This is a genomic window from Blautia liquoris (assembly GCF_015159595.1).
In the GTDB taxonomy this organism is placed as follows: Bacteria; Bacillota; Clostridia; order Lachnospirales; family Lachnospiraceae; genus Novisyntrophococcus; species Novisyntrophococcus liquoris.
Genome location: NZ_CP063304.1, coordinates 2,332,608 through 2,350,365, shown reverse-complemented (window position 1 = coordinate 2,350,365; position 17,758 = coordinate 2,332,608). Strand labels below are relative to the sequence as shown.

Annotated in this window: 17 protein-coding genes; 13 read left to right on the top strand and 4 right to left on the bottom strand. The window is 41.6% G+C overall.

The genetic code is table 11. The features are described from left to right. The first annotated feature begins 193 nt into the window (after positions 1-193). The 7 genes from INP51_RS10720 (at position 194) to INP51_RS10690 (ending at position 7,854) form a co-directional block, all read left to right on the top strand. On the top strand, positions 194-1,141 hold the full coding sequence (locus INP51_RS10720; RefSeq protein WP_193734845.1) for a uroporphyrinogen decarboxylase family protein: 948 nt from the start codon (positions 194-196) through the stop codon (positions 1,139-1,141). 37 nt (positions 1,142-1,178) lie between these two features. Further along, positions 1,179-2,447, top strand: a complete 1,269-nt coding sequence (locus INP51_RS10715; protein ID WP_230406771.1) for an ABC transporter substrate-binding protein — start codon at positions 1,179-1,181, stop codon at positions 2,445-2,447. Positions 2,448-2,462: 15 nt separating this feature from the next. Next, positions 2,463-3,362 (top strand): carbohydrate ABC transporter permease, encoded by a 900-nt coding sequence (locus tag INP51_RS10710; protein WP_193734844.1) that lies wholly within the window; start codon positions 2,463-2,465, stop codon positions 3,360-3,362. Beyond that, entirely contained in the window at positions 3,362-4,201 is an 840-nt protein-coding gene (locus INP51_RS10705) for a carbohydrate ABC transporter permease (protein WP_193734843.1), read from the top strand. The genes INP51_RS10710 and INP51_RS10705 overlap by 1 nt, the downstream gene beginning before the upstream one ends. Positions 4,202-4,262: 61 nt before the next feature. After that, positions 4,263-5,660, top strand: coding sequence for a Sapep family Mn(2+)-dependent dipeptidase (locus INP51_RS10700; protein ID WP_230406770.1), 1,398 nt, complete (start codon positions 4,263-4,265; stop codon positions 5,658-5,660). Next, positions 5,647-6,561, top strand: coding sequence for an aldo/keto reductase (locus tag INP51_RS10695; protein ID WP_193734842.1), 915 nt, complete (start codon positions 5,647-5,649; stop codon positions 6,559-6,561). Before INP51_RS10700 ends, INP51_RS10695 begins: the two co-directional genes overlap by 14 nt. A gap of 237 nt (positions 6,562-6,798) precedes the next feature. Next, entirely contained in the window at positions 6,799-7,854 is a 1,056-nt protein-coding gene (locus tag INP51_RS10690) for an LCP family protein (protein WP_193734841.1), read from the top strand. A 48-nt stretch (positions 7,855-7,902) separates the two neighbouring features. Here INP51_RS10690 and INP51_RS10685 read toward each other — a convergent pair whose 3' ends face one another. From INP51_RS10685 to INP51_RS10675, 3 genes are read right to left on the bottom strand one after another with little or no spacing between them, the layout of a single operon-like run. After that, on the bottom strand, positions 7,903-8,658 hold the full coding sequence (locus INP51_RS10685) for a MerR family transcriptional regulator (RefSeq protein ID WP_193734840.1): 756 nt from the start codon (positions 8,656-8,658) through the stop codon (positions 7,903-7,905). A gap of 32 nt (positions 8,659-8,690) precedes the next feature. After that, positions 8,691-9,326: a YczE/YyaS/YitT family protein gene (locus INP51_RS10680; protein ID WP_193734839.1), complete on the bottom strand. Its 636-nt coding sequence runs from the start codon at positions 9,324-9,326 to the stop codon at positions 8,691-8,693. A 30-nt stretch (positions 9,327-9,356) separates the two neighbouring features. After that, entirely contained in the window at positions 9,357-10,736 is a 1,380-nt protein-coding gene (locus tag INP51_RS10675; protein WP_193734838.1) for an amidohydrolase, read from the bottom strand. Positions 10,737-10,935: 199 nt separating this feature from the next. Here INP51_RS10675 and INP51_RS10670 point away from each other — a divergent pair, with 199 nt between their 5' ends. Continuing rightward, positions 10,936-11,493, top strand: a complete 558-nt coding sequence (locus tag INP51_RS10670; RefSeq protein WP_193734837.1) for a Uma2 family endonuclease — start codon at positions 10,936-10,938, stop codon at positions 11,491-11,493. A gap of 287 nt (positions 11,494-11,780) precedes the next feature. On the opposite strand, the gene INP51_RS10665 is transcribed toward INP51_RS10670, so the two are convergent. Further along, a complete protein-coding gene (locus INP51_RS10665; protein ID WP_193734836.1) occupies positions 11,781-13,148 on the bottom strand; it encodes an LVIVD repeat-containing protein in 1,368 nt (455 codons plus the stop codon). Positions 13,149-13,388: 240 nt separating this feature from the next. On the opposite strand from INP51_RS10665, the gene INP51_RS10660 reads away from it, so the two are divergent. The 5 genes from INP51_RS10660 (at position 13,389) to INP51_RS10640 (ending at position 17,707) form a co-directional block, all read left to right on the top strand. Further along, a complete protein-coding gene (locus tag INP51_RS10660) occupies positions 13,389-13,754 on the top strand; it encodes an ArsR/SmtB family transcription factor (protein WP_193734835.1) in 366 nt (121 codons plus the stop codon). Next, the gene (locus tag INP51_RS10655) at positions 13,744-15,087 is read left to right on the top strand and encodes an MATE family efflux transporter (RefSeq protein ID WP_193734834.1); all 1,344 of its coding nucleotides are present in this window, start codon (positions 13,744-13,746) and stop codon (positions 15,085-15,087) included. The genes INP51_RS10660 and INP51_RS10655 overlap by 11 nt, the downstream gene beginning before the upstream one ends. A gap of 180 nt (positions 15,088-15,267) precedes the next feature. Further along, a complete protein-coding gene (larB, locus tag INP51_RS10650; RefSeq protein ID WP_193734833.1) occupies positions 15,268-16,026 on the top strand; it encodes a nickel pincer cofactor biosynthesis protein LarB in 759 nt (252 codons plus the stop codon). Beyond that, positions 16,023-16,838 carry a nickel pincer cofactor biosynthesis protein LarC gene (gene larC / locus INP51_RS10645; RefSeq protein WP_207736876.1) on the top strand — a complete coding sequence of 272 codons (816 nt, stop codon included), beginning with the start codon at positions 16,023-16,025 and terminating at the stop codon, positions 16,836-16,838. The genes larB and larC overlap by 4 nt, the downstream gene beginning before the upstream one ends. After that, positions 16,835-17,707: a glycoside hydrolase family 43 protein gene (locus INP51_RS10640; protein ID WP_193734832.1), complete on the top strand. Its 873-nt coding sequence runs from the start codon at positions 16,835-16,837 to the stop codon at positions 17,705-17,707. Before larC ends, INP51_RS10640 begins: the two co-directional genes overlap by 4 nt. Positions 17,708-17,758: the final 51 nt, after the last annotated feature.

Sequence of the window (17,758 nt, the reverse complement as noted above, 5' to 3'; positions counted from 1 at the left end):
AGCCCAATAAGAAAACAATATTATTTTCAGATTATATTAGGATTATTGAAAATCTATATTAGATTCACACCATGCTTTACAATAGCTGTCGGATATTTTATATGTAGATATTAAATTAAACAAAAAGTCTTGATTTGAATGAAAGTATGATTTATTATAAAAATATACTTGTCTAGGAAAGGATGGACGGATAATGACGAAAAAAGAAAGAGTATTGGCTGTATTTCATAATAAGAAGGTCGATTATGTTCCCGCTGGGTTTTGGTTTCACTATAATGCAGATGATACAGTACAGGAGACCATTGATGAACACCTGAAACTGTATCGGGAAACAGGAATGGATCTCATTAAGATTATGCAGGATTATATGTATCCGGTGGAAGGAAATATTACCTGTGCAGATGACTGGTATCATATTTCTGTGAAAGACACTTCATCTGAAGAGTTCAAAAAAATGTCAGATGTGATCCATGGAATTAGAAAAGAGGCCGGGAACGATGTGCTGATTTTTCAGACGATGTATGGGCCGACAAAAGCAGCCTCAATTGCGTTTGGTGATGATGTGCTGATGAAATATGCGAAAGAATCCCCAAAAGCAGTGAAAGCGGGTCTCGAAATCCTTGCTGAAGGATTACAGAAATGGGCGAGGGCATTCCTGGAGGATGGTGCTGATGGAATTTACTATTCCGCACAATTTTCAGAGAATGGAAGATTTACAAAAGAGCAATGGGAAGATCTGGTGAAACCCTTTGATCTTATGATTCTGAATGTAGCAGATACAATGTCGGATCGTTATAATATTCTTCATATATGCGGAGAACCGGAGTATGAGTTCCACACATCCATTGACTGGTTTACCGATTATCCTGCTGATATCGTAAATTGGTCTGTAAAAGACAATGGATACCCATTGAAGAAAGGACGTGCTGTATTTCAAAAAGCAATACTTGGAGGGATGGACAATAAAGGTAACATAGCCAAAGGACCGAAAGAAAGCATTGCAGACGAAGTTCATGGAATTCTGGATGCTTTTGGGTCACTGGGAATTATGATTGGTGCAGATTGTACGGTTCAGGGAGAGAATATTCGGTTAGACTACATTAAGACGGCTGTAGATGCGGCACACAACTATAAAAAATAATACAGAAGATTTGTCTGAATAAGCAGGAGGCACACATATGAATAGAAAAACAGGGATTATTCTTGGATTATCAGCGGTTTTGGCTTTGATGGGGGGATGTGGAAATACAACCGATAAAGGTGATGATTCAAAAGATGCAAGCGGAGCAGAGAAGATAGAATTCTTTCAGCAAAAAGGAGAAGAAGGGCCGCAAAAGGGATATAAAGAGATCATAAAGAAGTTCAATGAGCAGAATTCCGATATCAAAATTGAGATGAACACGGTGCCGGATGCGGGAACTGTACTGACATCTCGTATTTCTTCGGGGGATATTCCGGTTATTTTTTCTGATTATCCCACACAGGAACAGTTTAAGAAAAAAGTGAAGAATGGATACGTTCAGGATCTGAGTGATCAGGATTTCCTGAAAAATGTGGACCAGTCCTCTCTGGAGATGACAAAGCAGGAAGATGGAAAGTATTATGCATTGCCTTACAGCCGAAACTATATGGGCGTGTATTACAATGAAGATATTTTTCAGAAAAACAATCTGGAAGTCCCAACAACGTGGGATGAATTTATCGATGTCTGCAAGACACTACAGGATGCAGGGATCACCCCTATGGGACTTCACGGAAAAGATCCCGGACGTGTCGGACATACATTCCAGGCCAGTCTGGTAGCATGGGATCCCAAAGGAGTGGAGGCAATCGAGGAAGCCGTGGCTGGAAAGGAAAAACTAGAGGGAAATACGGACCTCGCGAAAGTTTTTGAGAAGATGAAGACGTTACTGTCCTATTCGAATGAAGATGCGCTTGCGCTTTCTGATACAGCCTGCTATGAAAACTTTATGAACGGCCAATATGCGATGTGTATCACCGGTTCTTATGCGAGGGGAACACTCCAGTCACTAAACAAGGATGTAAAACTTGGTGTGTTTCCACTTCCAAATGACACAAAGGAGACAACAGCGACGCTTTCCGGCATTGACGCTGCAATCTGTGTTTCAGCAAAAGCAACGGATAAGCAAAAAGAGGCGGCGTATAAATTCTTAAGTTTTCTTGCAAAACCTGAAAATGCACAGATTTTCTGTGACAATGACGGAGCACCTTCCGCGATAACAGGAGTCAAAGTCAATGAAGATGGAGTTGCACCTATGACGGATATGATTGATGCAGGCCAAACCCATGACTGGATGGCTTCTACGGTCAGCAACAATGTGGTCACAGATCTGTACAATGTCGTACAAGGATTCTGGTCTGATCAGGATGTCAAAGCTGTTCTCAAAAATATGGATGATTCAATATCCATTACATCGGCGCAGTAAGAAGGAGGACTCCTGATGGGTTATAAGAGATCTGGAACAAAGAAGAAAAAAATAACAAACGCAAGGTTGACGTTCTTTGCTTTCACGATCATCCCAGTTATTTTGTATACTGTTTTTTATGTTATCTCTGTAATCAATGGGGTGAAATACAGTTTTACAAATTGGGACGGAATGTCAGCTGATTATAAATTTATCGGACTTAAAAATTATTCTCTGTTGTTTCGGGATAAAAATTTCTGGAATTCAGTGAAAAATACAGTCATCTACACGGTATTGCTGGTTGCCGGAGTTATCATCATTTCTCTAATTTTGGCCATTTCGCTCAATTCCATAAAGAGGTTTAAAACCCTGATCAAGTCTGTCTATTTTGTTCCGGCAATGATCGGAGGCGTTACAATTGCACTCATCTGGGATCAACTATTCTATCGGGTAGTACCTGTAATTGGAAAGGCACTTAATATCGGGTGGCTGTCAAAAAGTCTTCTGATGACCCAGAAGACAGCACTTCCAGCCGTGGTATTTGTTCAGACCTGGCAGGCAGTTGCAATACCAACGGTTATATTTATCGCAGGACTTCAGCAGATTCCGGAAGAGCAGTACGAATCGGCAATGATAGACGGGGCGACTTCTTTTCAGAGGTTTCGTTATATTACGATGCCGTATCTTCTTCCAACAGTCACTGTAAATCTTGTGTTGACGATCAAACAGGGATTTACATCCTTTGATTTTCCCTTTGCACTTACCGGAGGCGGTCCGGTGAGATCAACAGAGTTGGTTGGAATCCTTATATATAACGATGCATTTAAAAATATGAGGTTCTCACTGGCAAATGCCGAAGCCTGCCTGTTATTTATTGTCGTGGCAATATTTTCACTGACGCAGCTGAAACTTACCAGCAAAGGAGGAAATGACTGATGAAGATAAAAAAAGCCGGACTGGGATGGCGGATTCTTCGTGATCTCATCCTGATAGTTGGATTGATCTTGATCTTATTTCCTCTGTATCTGGTCATCATTAATTCGTTTAAAACATTGGAGGAAGCGGGAAAGAATTTCTTTGCATTACCCTCGAGCCTGAATCTTACGAATTTTAAACAACTGTTTACAGACAGTAATTATTGGGTTTTTTTGAAGAATTCTCTTTTGATTACGGTCTTATCCATGGTGCTGATTATGATATTCGTTCCATCGGTATCCTACTCGATTGCCAGAAATTTTGACAAGGCATACTACAAAGGGGTGTATTATTATTTGCTGATGGGGTTATTTATCCCTTCACAGGTGATTATGCTTCCGGTAACGAAAATGATGACAAAGATTAATCTTCTGAATCCACAGGGATTGATTATATTATATGCAGCATTTAGTCTGACTCAAGGAGTGTTTCTTTTTGTCAATTACATCAGGGGACTACCCTATGAAATTGAAGAGTCCGCTCAGCTGGACGGCTGTAGTGTATTTCAGACCTATATGAGAATTGTCCTGCCACTGGTAAAACCGATGATGTCGACGCTTCTGATCATGGATGCACTCTGGATCTGGAATGATTTTATGCTTCCTCTTCTGATATTGAATCGTTCACAAAGCATATGGACATTACCGTTGTTTCAGTATAATTTTAAGACGGAATACTCGTTTAACTATACAATGGCATTTACCGCATATCTGCTCGCAATGCTCCCAATGCTGATTATCTACTGTTTAGGACAAAAATATATTGTGAAGGGTCTGACAGCCGGATCAGTGAAAGGCTAAGTGCGTCCAGAAAAATGTGCGAATACAGATGGGAAAGGGGATACTTATACACTTGCAAGATGTGAATGAATCGAAGAAAAGCAGTAAGTTGGACATATGGCTAGATGAAGAGCGAGAGAATCTGCTCTGCGATATTACATCCCTGGTCAAAATTGAGAGTGTGGCACAGGAGGAAGATCCAACCTCGGATGAGCCTTTTGGAAGTGAATGCAAGAAAGCACTGGATCAGTTTCTGTATATTTCCAGGCGAGACAAAATGGAGAGCTATAATCACGATGGATACTGTGCTTCGGCAATTATTGGCTCAAGCAATAAGACAAAACCTGAAATAGGGATATGGAATCACCTGGATGTAGTTCCCGTGGGATCCGGATGGACTTATCCACCGCTTAAATGTACGATAAAAGATGGTTATGTTATTGGAAGAGGAGTGCAGGATAATAAAGGCCCTGCAATGGCAGTGCACTATGCGATGAAATACTGTCTTCAGCAAGATCTTATTAAAAACATAAGAGTGCGGCAAATTCTGGGCTGCCAGGAAGAAAGTGGTATGCGGGACGTGAAGCATTACCTGGAAAATGAAAAAGCCCCAAACTATTCTTTTGTCGCAGATTGCGGATTTCCGGTGTGCTGCGGAGAAAAAGGTCATTATAATGTGACATTTAAGTCTAGAAATTACTTTTCCAGATTTAAAGAACTGTCAGCCGGAACTGCGGCGAATATGATTCCGGATGAGGCCACGGCGGTCCTTGTCACAGAACAGGGGGAAAAGACGTATCAATGTCGTGGTATTGGTGGACATGCTGCGTTTCCACCGGGATCAAAGAATGCAATTGGCATGCTTGCTGCGAAATTAAAAAAAGTAATCGGCAGAGATAAAAACTACCTAGATTTATTAGAATTTTTATATCGAACTGCTTCGGACGGATATGGCAGGAAACTTGGTATTGCCTGTGAGGATGAACTCTCCGGAAAATTGACCTGTAATGCAGGGATTCTGAAATTGGAACAGGGAAAGACTATTCTGTCTCTGGATATAAGATACCCAATTACCGTCTCTGGCGCTTCAATAAAAAAGCAACTTTATTCAGAAGCCGATAAATCAGGATTTGACATCATCAAGGAAGAAGATGATCCTCCCTATTATATGAATGAAAAAAGCCCTTTTGTCCAGACTTTGATGAGTGCCTGGAAAGAAGAGACCGGGCAGAATGATGAACCTTTCGTCATGGGAGGAGGAACTTATGCAAGAAAAATCCCTAATGCGATTGGATTTGGTCCCGGGCAGGACAGAGATTTCTCTGTTTTGGGATTATCAGAAGGACACGGAAATTGTCACAGTGCCGATGAGGCGGAGTCAGTCGACAATATTCAAAAAGCTGTTAAAATTTATGTGAATGCCCTGGTTAAGCTGGATCAGTGGGTAGGAAAGGGAATGGTGAACAATGAAAACATTTAATCTAAGTAAGGACTTACAGGAAGTATCGCGTGTTGGACTGGGTTGTATGAGAATTGACAGTTTATCGTCTGATAGGGTTCATGCAATCATAGAGACGGCATTAGAGAACGGGATTAACTTCTTTGATCATGCGGATATATATGGCGGGGGGAAGTCGGAAGAGGTGTTTGGAAAAGCCCTAACACCCAGTTTAAGAGGTAAGATGTATATTCAGACAAAATGTGGAATCAGACCTGGAATTAGTTTCGATTTTTCGAAGAAACATATTATCGAATCAGTAGATGGGAGTCTAAAAAGACTGGGCACGGATCATGTGGACAGCTTGTTACTTCACAGACCTGATGCACTGATGGAACCGGAAGAAGTTGCAGAGGCATTTGATGAGCTTACGAAGGCTGGAAAAGTGAACACTTTTGGTGTCAGCAACCAGAATCCAATGCAGATGGAGCTGTTGAACAGCTATTGTGATAACCGAATTAAAATTGATCAGATTCAGATGAGCGTCGCTCATTGCCCGACCATTGATGCGGGAATAAATGTAAATATACACAGTGATGCAGGATGTGACAGGGACGGTGGAATTCTCGAATATTCGAGATTGAAAAGAATCACACTTCAGGCGTGGTCCCCGTTTCAGTATGGGATGTTTGAAGGAGTGTTTATAGGCAGTGATAAGTATCCAAAACTAAATGAAACTTTGACCAGGTTAGCTAAGAAATATGATGTCACGGAAAACGCAGTCGCGGTTGCGTGGCTGCTGCGCCATCCGGCAGGGATACAGGTCATTGTCGGTACAACGGGGCTTGAGCATATCAGAGGAATTTGTAAAGCTCCAGGTGTGGAATTGACAAGAGAAGAGTGGTATGAACTTTATCTGTCAGCCGGAAAGATTCTTCCATAATTGAGCATGGGCACCTGGCATTACACAACCTTTTGTTTCTGGAGCCAGCGCATAAAGCTGTTGATTCAGTCTTTATTTCATGTGTAATGTTCAATATGAAAATAATATCCCATATTTCTCCGAAATGGTGTATAATGTTGACATCACGGCAGCGATTGTCTGCTGTGGCGTGATATGTACGGTTTGTTTTGGACGCTCGTATCACAACATTCCTGAAAGACATATGAGGAGATTAAGATGAAACGAAAGAAAAAAAAGAAGATGCCTTTGGGTGTCAAAATTCTGATTGCAGTGCTTTTGGTTGTTGTAATTGTTATTGGGGCTGGTTATGCCTATGCGCAGCATACACTCGGCAAGATTAATAAGGTGACCGCGGAGGACAACCAAAAGATTGATCCTTCCAAGGAGACATTTGAAACGGATGAGGATATGGCAAATGAAGCCAATAGTGAACTGCAGGAGATTGCACCTGAGGATGTAACGTGGCCGGATCTTACAGAGGACATTATGAAGGATAAAGATGTCGTAAATATCATGCTGATCGGGCAGGATAGGAGAGAAGGGCAGGGAAGACAGCGCTCTGATTCTATGATGATGGCCACAATCAATAAGAAGAAGAATACAATACAGGTTACTTCTTTTATGCGTGATTTATATGTTCAGATTCCCGGTTACAGCGACAATCGTATGAATGCAGCGTATCAGTTTGGTGGAATGGAACTTCTGGATCAGGTGGTAGAGAAGAATTTCGGTGTTCATATTGATGGGAATATAGAAGTGGATTTCGAGGGATTTCAGTCTTGCATTGATCTGCTTGGCGGCATTGATCTGGAACTCTCACAAAAGGAAGCGGACTATATAACGGGAAAAGATCAAAATGTTTTATATCCTCAGCCGAGACGGGAGGATTGGGATCTGAGTGAGGGCATGAATCATATGAACGGAGAGCAGGCCCTTGTTCATGCGAGAAACCGTTCGATCGGAAACTCTGATTATGAAAGAACAAACCGGCAGAGAGAAGTATTGATGGCAGCGTTTGATAAGGCGAAGAAATCGGATGTAAACACAATCTTAAAGTTGATTGATAAAGGTTTTCCACTTCTGACAACAGATCTGTCACATGGAGATATTATGGGATATGCGATGGCTGTTCTCACGATGGGTGTAAATAATGTGGAAAGTTATCGAATTCCTCAGGATGGCGCATTCAGTCCGGCTATCATTCGAAAGATGCAGGTACTTGTGCCGGATCTTGAAAACTGCAGATCATATCTTCAGGAAAAACTGTATTAAAATAAAAACCACTGAGCGCAGCTGCAAATGTACTGCACTCAGTGGTTTTTATTTTTTTATCGGAATTTGAAGTTTTGTAAGATAATGATCCGGGTTTTTCTCTATAAACTGGTCTACTATATTAAAATGGACAGACCAGTTTTCAAGTTTAAGATTTCTATATTTCCTGCGTATTTCCAGCACGTGCTGCCAGATGGTGTCATATCCGCCCTTGTGCCATACACACAGATATTTCCCCGACCGAATACTGTTTAGACTCTCGTCTTTGGATTTTAATTCTTTTGCTGTCCCAAGATAAGCTCCAAACTTTCGATCTCCCTTATCATTATAAAAAACAATCGTGGGATTGAGATAAAAGGATTTATCTTTGTATAATGTTTCTTCAGTTCCGATTGGGATATAATAACGGGTTTGATAGTCTTGTATGGAATCGCCCAATTGGGAGTTACTATTCGGCACCTCTCTGTCGATAAACGCAATTTTTCTGTTGAGTACTTCTTCCGTATTCTGTAAATATTTAATTTCTTGCGCTACATAATGAAGCCGGTTTTTCATTTCGCTTTGAGAGGTATCTACATTCCGGCTGTTCATGATTTCAGCAATTCGCTTTAAGGGATACCCAATCTTTTTCATATGACAGATTGCGGCCAGCTTATAGATCTGTTCAAACCGATATTTCCGATATCCATTTGAGTCTCTGTATTCTGGCACGAATAAATTGATTTTATCGTAATAGCGAAGAGTTTGAACACTCAAGTTGAAAAGCTTACTCATCTCTCCAATACTATAGATTTTATCTTCCATACAAAACTCCATCTAATTATGATAGTTCTCTGTTATTTCAAATGTTTCTTACGGAACTCCTGCGAATATTTTATCACAACTTGCATAATTGGGCCAGTGATGATGACAGAGACAACAGTTCCGGCTCCCCATGCCCCGCCAAGGGCTATTCCTACAAGCGTAATTAAAATATCCACACCCCAGCGGCATACAGTAAATGGGATGTTGAATTTTTTGTTTAATGCCACGGACATTCCATCAATGGCTCCGATTCCAAAGTTTACTCCTACATAAGATCCGAGCCCTATAGCGGTGATGATACCGCCCAGCACAAGAATGGCTGCTTTTGCAGGGACAGAAAAAGTGTCGGTATAAAAAGGCTGTATCAGAAACACACCGACATCAATAAAAATTCCCAGGAAGAACGTTGCCAGTATTGTTCCAATACTGATCAGTGATCGGTCAAGAAATACAAGCACAATAAGAAATAGTATATTGACCAGTATGCCCGCAGTACCATAACTCATATGAAATGCAACATGGACACCGTCGCCAATGGTTGCGGCAGGTGCACTTCCCCAGTTCACGAGATACATCATAGCAGTGCCAATTCCTGTGATAAATAGGCCAAGACATATTCGTAACGTGTTTATTAAAAATGTTTTACTGTTTTCCTTATTTATATTCATGGTGTTTTCCATCTCATTCTCGCTTCCCGACTAAAATGCATCACAATGGTTTCTGAGGACATTCGTACATACTTTTTCCCCTTCGTATGCGAGCTTTTCCTCGTCAATGCCTACCAGATGTCCTTCTTTTGAGACAACGTCGCCACCAACCATCGTCATCCAGGTTGGCCCGGTCACACCGCCTCTGGCGAGAAGGTTTGCAGGGTCATGCCACATGCCGGTAAACTCAAGATTGCTTGTATCGATCATGAACAGATCAGCCGCTTTTCCCTTTTCCAGAGAACCGATATCAGTTCTTCCAAGAGTTTTTGCACCGTTGATGGTTGCCATCTTCAGTAGTTCATATGGCTGGACACAACCGCCACGTTCTTTGCTGTAAAAGGCCTGCATTAGATAAGCCATCCGAAGCGAATCCAAAAGATTAGAACTATCATTTGTCGCAGAGCCATCGCATCCGAGGCTTACAAGGACGCCTTTGTCAAGCAGCTTGTTAAAATTTAAGATCGGAAATCCACCGAGAACGGCAGGAGCCGGACAGTGGGAAATGCCGGTTTTATACCCTGCAAGGCGATCCAGTTCATCATCTTGTAATTCCCATCCATGAGCAATCCAGACATCTTCGCCGACAAAATCAATCTTTTCGCACCAGTCAAGACTTCTTATGCCCCAGCGCTGTTGTATCACTTCGTTTTCGCCTTCTCCCAGATGGGTATGTAGATGAACATTCTCACTTCTGGCAAGTTTTATGGATTCAACAAAGGTATCTTTGTAACAGTTCATCGGCTGACAAGGAGCGACCACAATTTGTCTTTTCGAGAATTTTTTTGGGTCGTGATATGTTTCAATGATCCGCTGACAGTCCTTGATAAATTCATCCGTAGTTTCGAGCATTTCCTCCGGCATGGTACTTCCCTCACTTCTTGGAAGAGTATTGGTTCCACGGCCTGCTGTATAACGAATGCCCAAAAGTTCTGCTGCCTCCATCTGCCGGTCTACGGTTTCTTTTCCGGAATTTGTAGTGTAACAGTATTGATGGTCAAAGGCCGTTGTACAGCCATGTTTCAGGAGATCTGCCATAGCTGTAAGTGAAGAATAGTAGATGACATCCTGATTGATCAGCTTAAAAACCGGATAGATATGATCCAGCCATTGCGGAACTGTCATGTTTGGATAATCTACTTTTACTGTGTTTCGGACAAATGTCTGGAAGAAGTGGTGGTGGGTGTTGACAAGGCCCGGATAGACAAATTTGTTTTTGGCATCAATGACTTCATCAGCACCATCGGGGGACAGATTCTTGCCTATTTCTATAATTTCCTGTCCGTCAATTAAGATGTCGGCATCACGGTAAACCGTATCCTTTTCATCGCAAGTTACAATAGCCTGAGCATTTTTGATAAGTTTCTTCATAATCCTTTATTCCTTTCTGTGTAGGTGATTAAAATCTATAACTTGAGTATAAAGACTATAGCTAGTATAGAGTCAAGAGAAAAATAATAAAAAATATGGTATTGAGAAAGTAATGAAATAATGATATTCTAAAACTATAAGATGATATTAAAAGTCCGTTAACATAAAATCTTCAGTATAGAAAGGATGTGTATTCACAATGTTGTCGCCAAAACAGAATATAATTACAATAGAGGAGTATGAGTCTTTGCCGGAAGATACACGCGCAGAAGTTTTTGAAGGACAGATTCATTATATGGCCAGTCCCTCTCAGGTACATCAGGCTATTCTGACTGAATTGCTCATCTCAATCAGCGGTTATATCAGGAAAAAGAAAGGAAACTGTTCTATGTTTCCTGCGCCTTTTGATGTGAAATTATCTGATCAGCCTTTGACGATTGTGCAGCCAGACATCCTAGTTGTATGTGACAAAGATAAACTGGACGGAAAACGCTGTAACGGTGCTCCGGATTTTATCATAGAAATTGTTTCACCTGGAAATTCCTCTGACGATTATATTCGGAAATTGTACTATTATAAGAAATATGGTGTAAGAGAATATTGGATTGTAGATCCAAAACGAAAAAATATCACAGTCTACTACTTCGAGGGAGATCTTTTAAGTATTCCTTATACTTTTGATTCTGTTGTTAAAGTGAATATTTATGATGATTTATATATTGATTTTTCGGATATTTCCAGTCGAATAGATTTTTGACACTCCCCACAGCTAAAGCAGGGGGATTCTTGTTTCAACCACTACTGCATTGGCAAAACCATACGGTATTGCAACGTCTTACACGGTGTCCACAAGAAGTACATTTGTTCCATCTTCAATTACTTGCGTAAATTCGATGGAAGTGTCTTATATCCCCATAGCTAAAGCAAGAGGTTTTACGACACATGGGATAAGTTTACAGAAAAAGAGCTGTTCTCCAAAAATGAAGGACAGCTCTTTTTGAATAATCAATTTAACATACTACGAATTCTATGATAGTTTTAAAGTTAAACTGTGCATTTTGCGATGTAGAGACCATCATTAGCTGTATCGAAGTAGATATAACCTCTGTCATCTACAAGTACGTCTTCTGCGATGCCTACAAGTGGTCCCGGCATCAGAGTTCCGTCTTCATTGTCGAAGGCTGGTTTTTCGGGATCCGGAGTGATGCAGTATGCAATCTCCTTCGGGTTGAATACATCTGTTGTATCGTATACACGCAGCCCGGCATGGAAATAGGCCGTATAAATACGGTTGTTGTATTTCTGGTATACATCCGGTCCGAAAGCATCGAAAGAGTTGTGAGGGCCGAAGGGAACTCTCAGGCCATCGACAAGGTTGAAGTTCTTTCCGTGTGTGTATCCTTCCGGAACTTCCGGATATGGGAATACAGAAATCAGACTTGGGTTTTTGGGATCAGTAATTTCAACAATTCCCAGCATATTCATCGGCTGTGTCGTGAGCCTTCCGAACATTCCGCCGTCTTCTTTTCCATTGAAATAATAGCATCTCTCGGCTTCCGTGGAGACCAGAACGTAAGGAAGATCTCCCAGAGGAAGCACGGTGTGGACACGTGCACCGCCGGAGCCGCCTCCGAATGGCGGGTTAAGCCCGACTTTTCCGATCAGAGTAGGATTCGATCTGTCTTTTACATCCACAAGTACCAGACCGACATTCTGGTATGCCATGTATACAATGTCATCACGATAACTGCATGCGTGAAGCTGGGGGGTATTTAAAAACTCCTTAGAGCCGAATGGAGGAAGCTTTCCTCCCGGAGCGTTGTTCAGATATTGCTCATCTGCCCACCAGCGTCCGACTTCTACCGGATGCGTGGGATCCTTGATGTCTATGATCCGCAGGATGAAGAATGCATATCCCTCACAGGAACCTGTGACATAGATATATCTGCCGCCATTATAGAAGAAACGGTGAACACCAGGTCCGCCTCCACAATGGAATTTTGAAAGCAGTTTCGGATTTTCAGGATCCGTTTTGACATCCCAGATAGAGATTCCGCCCCAGAATGGAAGCGTATTACCCTTTGGTGTTCCGTGAAGAACATCCATAGTACCGCCATGAGCAAGTACGAGAATTCCATCTGCGAGCTGCATCTTCGGGGTAGATTGTCCGTCATGGATGGAATCATCTGCCCAGAAACCCTCCATCCATTTGATCTTTTTCGGATGAGCAGGATCCGTTACATCTAAGATATTGATGCCATTCCAGCGAAAGGAAGTGGCATATAGATAATAATGGCCATTGGCTTTCTGCATTGCCATCTGAAATCCGGGTTTTCCATTTAAATCGTCGAATCCGACGATATCAATATTTTTGGTTAAAAAACCAGTTCGTCTATTCTTACTAATTGCCATATCAGTTACCTCCTTTTACCATTGTACGCAAAAAAGAACAATGGGTCAAGCATACGATAGCCAATTTCAAGAATGAATATCAAGGGTATTAATAAGAAAAAATGATAAAACCTTGAACGATGAGAAACTTTCAATATCCCTTGCTCTTATGGGTGCATGACTTGTTGACAAATTTCTATATTTCTGTTAATCTAATTAAGTGATTACTTAATCAAAACAAGAACTGGAAAGGAGTTTGTTTTGGATTCAATCGAAGTGATTCATGTTATTACGGAACCTACAAGATTTCGATTGCTTCAACTTTTATATGAGCATCAGTATTGTGTACATGCCTTATCCGGAAAACTACATATTTCGGATTCAGCGGTCTCACAGCATATGAGGATACTGAAAAAATATCGGATTGTATATGGTGTGAAAATAGGTTATCAGATGCATTATCGCGTGGACAGAGAATTGGTTTCCAGCCTTTTTCAGGAAATGCTCGATACTTTGGCCAGATACCCCAGGGAAGTTGAATTAACCGAAGATTGTTCGTGTGATTTTATAGAGGATTGTTTCAGAAGAGATTCTAAAATATTGGAGAGACAAGGATATGGAAAATGATTACCTGATAAAAAAGAAACCTTTTAATGCTTTGTTTATCTTTGCACTACCTATCATCATAGGAAATTTTTTTCAGCAGGGCTACACAATGGCTGATTCCGCCATTGTCGGGAGATATGTAAGTGAGGGTGCACTGGCTGCTGTCGGGGCTTCAAATTCCCTGACGAATATTTTTATCTGCATTGCGATGGGAGGCGGAATCGGAGCGTCTGTAATTGTGAGTCAGTATTTTGGCGCAAAAGATTATACACAGATGAAGACGGCAGTCAATACCTCCCTGGTGTCATTTTTTGTGATCAGTCTTCTTCTCGGCAGCTTTGGACTTCTGTTTAGCAAGAAAATTATGATCCTTTTGAATACACCTGCAGATGTTCTGGATATGGCGGTTCTATACTTAAATATTTATTTTCTGGGTCTGCCGTTTTTGTTTATGTATAATATCTTGTCCCAGATGTTCAATGCACTGGGGAAATCGAGAATTCCTCTTTATTTTCTGATCTTTTCGTCTGTCTTTAATGTCTGGCTGGATTACGTACTTGTGACTAGTTTTGACATGGGAGTTGCAGGCGTTGCGTGGGCGACATTGATCGCTCAGGGGATTTCTGCTGTAATGTCATTTATAGTATTTATCCGGGAGATGAAAAAATTCGAGAGCGGGCAGACAAAGGTTTTTGACAAATCGGAAATGCTTGATATGACAAGAGTTGCACTGCCTTCGATTCTTCAGCAGTCTACGGTTTCCATCGGAATGATGCTGGTGCAGTCAGTTGTAAACAGCTTTGGCTCTCAGGCTCTGGCCGGTTTTTCTGCTGCAATGAGAATCGAGGCGATCTGTGTGGTTCCCATGAATGGTATCGGGGCTGCTATTTCGTCTTTTACTGCTCAGAATATTGGGGCAGAGAAAAAGGAACGTGTTGTAAAAGGCTATCGTTCAGCAAACTGGATGGTACTTATGTTCGCAGCCGTAATTTGTGTGATTCTTGAATTGTTTAATACCCAGATTATATCTGCTTTTCTGGGGAGCGATCAGACAGCCACTGCATTGAGTACAGGGACAAGTTATCTTGCGTTCATGGGATGGCTTTTCGTTCTGCTTGGGCTTAAGATGGCTGTGGGAGGCCTTCTTCGGGGAGCCGGTGATATGAAGATGTTCACGATTGGAAATCTGGTGAACCTGTTTATCCGAGTGACTTTATCCATGATTTTTGCGCCAAAGATCGGTATATCAATGATTTGGATGGCAGTTCCGATCGGATGGCTTGTAAATGGAATTATTTCCTACGCGGAGTATCGTACAGGAAAGTGGAAGAATATTCATACGGCGAAAGCATGATCACGTAATTCGAGAAATTAATAATTAGCATGAAATCCGGTTACTATTCATTAGAATAGACAAACCGGATTTTTGAAGATGCTTCATTGTGTACAAGATGTTTTTAATATGATAGACTAAAACATGTGATGTTGAGTCAAAAGGTATTCTGACTCTGACTACAAGTGAAGGGAGACTTTAATGGATCATAAATATGATATTTTACAGTTGCTGGAGCAGGTAAAAAATGGTGAGATCACACCAGAAGATGCATTGCTTGACTTGAAAATAGCTCCTTTTGAAGATTTAGGTTATGCAAAAGTTGATTACCACAGGTCTGTGCGTCAGGGTTCATCGGAGGTGATCTTCGGACAGGGGAAAACAGCTCAGCAGATCCAAGGCATTGTGAAGTCGATGCATGCTAAAGGCAGTCAAAATATACTTATCACCAGAATCTCCAACGATAAAATTGATTATCTTGAAAAAGAGATAGATCTGGACTACAGACGGAATGCTCATCTTGCGATAGCATATCCGAAGGAGACAACTTCTCTGGGAAATATTGTAGTTGCCACTGGCGGAACGAGCGATATGAATGTCGCAGAAGAGGCAGCTGTCACTGCAGAAGTACTTGGAAACCATGTCACAAGGCTCTATGATGTAGGAGTTGCCGGAATTCATCGTCTGCTTTCGAATCTGGAACCTTTGATGTCGGCCAGAGTCGTAATAGCGGTTGCAGGTATGGAAGGAGCACTTGCCAGTGTTGTTGGCGGTCTGGTGGACTGCCCGGTAATTGGAGTCCCTACGAGTGTCGGGTATGGAGCAAGCTTTGAAGGGGTATCAGCATTATTATCCATGTTGAATTCATGTGCCTCAGGAGTTTCCGTAGTGAATATCGACAATGGATTCGGTGCGGGATATCTTGCAAGCCGAATTAATCAGATGGAGGGTCTGAAGTGAAGAAGATACTGTATATAGAGACGAATATGGGGGCTGCCGGAGATATGCTTCTGGCATCGTTATACGAACTCATGGATGATCAAGAGAGCTTTACACAGAAACTTTCGGATCTTTCTATCCCGGGTGTATCTTATAAACCCATCAAGGGAAAAACATGCAATATCGTGGGCACCAGAATGTGCGTTGACATTCATGGCGAAGAGGAAGAAAGTGTCGATATTGATGTTGTGGATATTGATGGGCATAGGAGTGAGAGCAATCATGAGCATTCACATGAAAAGAAACATAACCATGCACATCATGGATTTCATCAAGTCAGTGATTTTATCAGCCATTTGCCCATAGATCAGAAGGTTATATCAGATGCGATTTCTGTGTATGAGAAGCTCAGGAATGCAGAAGCTGCCGTGCATGGTATGCCGGTTGACCAGATCCATTTTCATGAGGTTGGGACTTTGGATGCAATCGCGGACGTTATCGGTGTCTGCCTGGCTATAGCAGAGATAAACCCTGATGTTGTCATCTGCTCTCCGGTCAATGTCGGCAGTGGGCAGGTACGCTGTGCGCATGGGACTATGCCGGTTCCGGCACCTGCGACGGCAGAGCTCTTAAAAGGTATTCCGATCTATAGTAACGGAATACGGGGCGAATTATGTACTCCGACAGGTGCAGCGCTCCTCACATATTTTGCAGATAATTTTGGTCCAATGCCGAAAATGTCATATAATAAAATTGGATATGGAATAGGCAAGAAGAAGTTTGAGGCGGCAAATTGTGTGCGAAGCTTTCTTGGAAAAGAGGGAGACAGATGAACATTACAGATATTAATATCAGAGATCCTTTTGTACTGGTATTTCAGGATAAATACTATCTTTATGGTACAAGGGCCGCAACTTGCTGGGGCGCTGCAACGGGATTTGATTGCTATGTAAGCAACGATTTAAAAGAATGGGATGGCCCTTATGAAGTATTTCACAAACCTGATGACTTTTGGGCTGATAAAAATTGCTGGGCGCCTGAGGTACATGAGTATCAAGGCTATTTTTATATGTTTGCAACATTCAAAGACAGTAAAAAACATGGCGGTACCGCTATTCTGCGATCGGACAGCCCGTTGGGACCATTTGAGGAACATAGTGAATGTCAGGTGACGCCTCTTGACTGGGAATGTATAGATGGAACCTTTTTCTTGAGTGCCGATAATATTCCTTATATTGTATTTGTGCACGAGTGGACACAAATTTCAGATGGATCTATTTGCGCCATGGAGCTCAGCAAAGACTTGAAAAAATCTGTATCTGAACCTTTTTTACTTTTTCATGCATCAGAAGCTACACCCTGGGTCAAGCCAATTTCAAATCGTCATAAAAGCGGATTGCATTATGTGACAGATGGACCATTTCTATATAGAACTGAAAACGGCAGACTTATCATGATATGGTCGAGTTTTGGAGAAGAGGGGTATGCGGAGGCAATTTCTTATTCGGACAATGGAGAACTTACTGGGACATGGAGGCATGACAGCAAATTGTTATTTACCAGAGATGGTGGTCATGGTATGATTTTTAAAGATTTGAATGGAAAAACATTTTTAACATTACATGTTCCAAACGAGACGTTGATGGAAAGACCGGTCTTTTATGAGATTGAAGAAAGGAATGGAAGTATAGAGATAAAGTGAAGAAAATCATATCTGCACTGGATTGTAATGGGGTGGGCATCAGCCATATCA

What these genes read in the sequence shown, in the direction of transcription:
- INP51_RS10640 (WP_193734832.1), top strand. Translation starts at nt 16,835, where the DNA reads ATGAACATTACAGATATTAATATCAGAGATCCTTTTGTACTGGTATTT.
- INP51_RS10715 (WP_230406771.1), top strand. Translation starts at nt 1,179, where the DNA reads ATGAATAGAAAAACAGGGATTATTCTTGGATTATCAGCGGTTTTGGCT.
- INP51_RS10680 (WP_193734839.1), bottom strand. Translation starts at nt 9,326, where the DNA reads ATGAATATAAATAAGGAAAACAGTAAAACATTTTTAATAAACACGTTA.
- INP51_RS10710 (WP_193734844.1), top strand. Translation starts at nt 2,463, where the DNA reads ATGGGTTATAAGAGATCTGGAACAAAGAAGAAAAAAATAACAAACGCA.
- INP51_RS10675 (WP_193734838.1), bottom strand. Translation starts at nt 10,736, where the DNA reads ATGAAGAAACTTATCAAAAATGCTCAGGCTATTGTAACTTGCGATGAA.
- INP51_RS10705 (WP_193734843.1), top strand. Translation starts at nt 3,362, where the DNA reads ATGAAGATAAAAAAAGCCGGACTGGGATGGCGGATTCTTCGTGATCTC.
- INP51_RS10690 (WP_193734841.1), top strand. Translation starts at nt 6,799, where the DNA reads ATGAAACGAAAGAAAAAAAAGAAGATGCCTTTGGGTGTCAAAATTCTG.
- larB (WP_193734833.1), top strand. Translation starts at nt 15,268, where the DNA reads ATGGATCATAAATATGATATTTTACAGTTGCTGGAGCAGGTAAAAAAT.
- INP51_RS10695 (WP_193734842.1), top strand. Translation starts at nt 5,647, where the DNA reads ATGAAAACATTTAATCTAAGTAAGGACTTACAGGAAGTATCGCGTGTT.
- INP51_RS10685 (WP_193734840.1), bottom strand. Translation starts at nt 8,658, where the DNA reads ATGGAAGATAAAATCTATAGTATTGGAGAGATGAGTAAGCTTTTCAAC.
- INP51_RS10655 (WP_193734834.1), top strand. Translation starts at nt 13,744, where the DNA reads ATGGAAAATGATTACCTGATAAAAAAGAAACCTTTTAATGCTTTGTTT.
- INP51_RS10670 (WP_193734837.1), top strand. Translation starts at nt 10,936, where the DNA reads ATGTTGTCGCCAAAACAGAATATAATTACAATAGAGGAGTATGAGTCT.
- INP51_RS10720 (WP_193734845.1), top strand. Translation starts at nt 194, where the DNA reads ATGACGAAAAAAGAAAGAGTATTGGCTGTATTTCATAATAAGAAGGTC.
- INP51_RS10665 (WP_193734836.1), bottom strand. Translation starts at nt 13,148, where the DNA reads ATGGCAATTAGTAAGAATAGACGAACTGGTTTTTTAACCAAAAATATT.